The organism is Chamaesiphon sp. VAR_69_metabat_338 (genome assembly GCF_031423935.1).
In the GTDB taxonomy this organism is placed as follows: domain Bacteria; phylum Cyanobacteriota; class Cyanobacteriia; order Cyanobacteriales; family Chamaesiphonaceae; genus Chamaesiphon.
The window spans coordinates 1-2,225 of the sequence record NZ_JANPGM010000493.1 but is presented as its reverse complement, the minus strand read 5'-3'; the positions used below and the strand labels follow the sequence as shown (position 1 = coordinate 2,225).

2 protein-coding genes are annotated in these 2,225 nt (G+C 44.5%); both read left to right on the top strand.

Annotation, left to right across the window (positions count from 1 at the left end):
- Window positions 1–226: 226 nt before the first annotated feature.
- Entirely contained in the window at window positions 227–922 is a 696-nt protein-coding gene (gene nth / locus RMO84_RS13640; RefSeq protein WP_310488994.1) for an endonuclease III, read from the top strand.
- A 304-nt stretch (window positions 923–1,226) separates the two neighbouring features.
- Window positions 1,227–2,225: MFS transporter (locus RMO84_RS13635; protein WP_310488993.1), on the top strand; the 999-nt coding region annotated here is incomplete at its 3' end.

The window sequence follows — 2,225 nt, the reverse complement described above, 5'->3', positions numbered from 1 at the left end:
CAAAGTTAGGGAGATGTCAAAATAATGAGGCAGCAGCGGCAATATTGCTCTCGCATTTGCACAATCTCGCATTATCCGAAAATATCGGCTTGCATGGATCGATCGATACCGATCGTGCTATTACTGAGGCGATCGAGTCATTATGGAAAGGCTTGGCTCCATAGTCGCAAGGAGAATTGGAGAATTGCTGATAAAATAGTCACTCAGTTGATATAGGTGGTATTTGATGCCGATCGATCGCAAGTGGACATCCAAAAAGAAAAGAGCATTGGAAGTATTGCTCAGATTGAAACGACTGTATCCAGATGCCACTTGTAGCTTAGATTATACGACTCCGGTTCAGCTTTTGGTCGCGACGATTCTCTCAGCGCAGTGTACCGACGAGCGGGTAAATAAAGTGACGCCAGCATTATTTGCTAAATTTCCCGATGCTCGATCGATGGCCTATGCCGATATTTTGGATATTGAAGAATTGGTGCGATCGACTGGTTTTTATCATAATAAAGCTAAAAATATTCAGGGTGCTTGCCGCAAGATAGTTGAAGAATTTGATGGCGAAGTGCCACAACTAATGGAGCAACTATTGACATTGCCAGGAGTTGCTAGAAAGACTGCTAATGTGGTTTCCGCTCATGCTTTTGGTAATATTCAAGGTGTGACTGTCGATACTCATGTCAGACGCTTGACTAATTTATTGGGATTAACTAAACATCAAGATCCGATTAAGATCGAACAGGATTTAATGAAGTTGATTCCGAAGGTAGATTGGGAGAATTTTTCGATTATGACGATCTATCATGGACGTGCTATTTGTAATGCGCGCAAGCCCAATTGTCCCGACTGTGAATTAGCCGAACTCTGTCCAGCAGCAGGGCAAATCCTTATGGCTAGAACAACAGCGAAGACTAGTATTCGGAAGTAACTGGTTGCTCACAGCCATCGTCACCCCAATAGGATCTGACTGAGTAACGTTAACTTGTAGGGGCAGTGCCTTGTGCCTGCCCCGCACCAATGCTGCTTAATTACTATAGTTGGATCGATCGAGATCGAGAATATGCAGAAAATAGATTAACCTGATGCATTTATCGAAATTTAATTAACAAACGGTAACAACAACTACTAACTCAGATCTAGCATTCCCGTAACTTAAACGTACTGAAATAGACGATCGATTCATGACGACTCGATCGAGCTTTTGCAGTTGTTGTCTTTGGGGCTATAGCCTGATGCTAAAGGGATTACTTTCGTTCAAAAATCCGTATCGAACCTTGCACCTGACTTGGTTTGCCTTCTTTCTGACCTTCGTTTGCTGGTTTAACTTTGCCCCCTTTGCGTCCATCATCGGTAAAGAATTAAGTCTAGATGAATCGCAGATCAAAACACTCTTAATTTGTAACCTAGCAATTACAATTCCGGCACGGATTATTATTGGTGCCTTACTCGATAAGTATGGCCCACGCATCACCTATTCGATTCTACTGATGTTTGCGATCGTCCCTTGCGTCGCGACAGCTTTAGCCCAAGACTTCAATCAAATGGTGATTGCCCGTTTGCTGATGGGCATCGTCGGTTCTGGCTTCGTCTTAGGCATTCGGATGGTGTCCGAATGGTTCCCTCCCAAAGATATCGGCATGGCGCAGGGTATCTATGGCGGCTGGGGCAACTTCGGAGCTTTTGGTGCGGAATTTGCACTGCCATTAATTGCTGGCGGTACGGCATTTCTAGCTGGTGGTAACGCTAACTGGAGACTGACGATCGTACTGACGGGTGTAATTGCCGCTATTTACGGAGTCATTTATTTTAATAGTGTCACCGATACACCGCCTGGGAAGGAATACAAGCGTCCGAAAAAATACGGCGCGATGGAAGTTACCAGTGCTAGAGATTTTTATGGGTTGCTGATTATGAACTTCGGGCTGATTTTTGCCCTCGGTTTACTCGCTTGGCGGTTAGCTCAAAAGAAACTGCACTTCTTGAATGCTGGGCAAATGTATTTCATTTGGTTCTTGCTGGCGGCTTTATATGCATACCAGAGTTATCAAGCTTGGTTAGTCAATCGCGACGTCGTGTTGGGTAGAAAGCACTTTGCACCAGCCGAGCGATATGAATTCGGTCAGGTTGCCTTGTTGCAATTTACTTATATCACCAACTTTGGTTCCGAGCTTGCGGCTGTCTCGATGTTGCCTGTCTTCTTTGAAAAAACATTCGGACTTCAACATGCTGCT

What these genes read in the sequence shown, in the direction of transcription:
- nth (WP_310488994.1), top strand. Translation starts at nt 227, where the DNA reads ATGCCGATCGATCGCAAGTGGACATCCAAAAAGAAAAGAGCATTGGAA.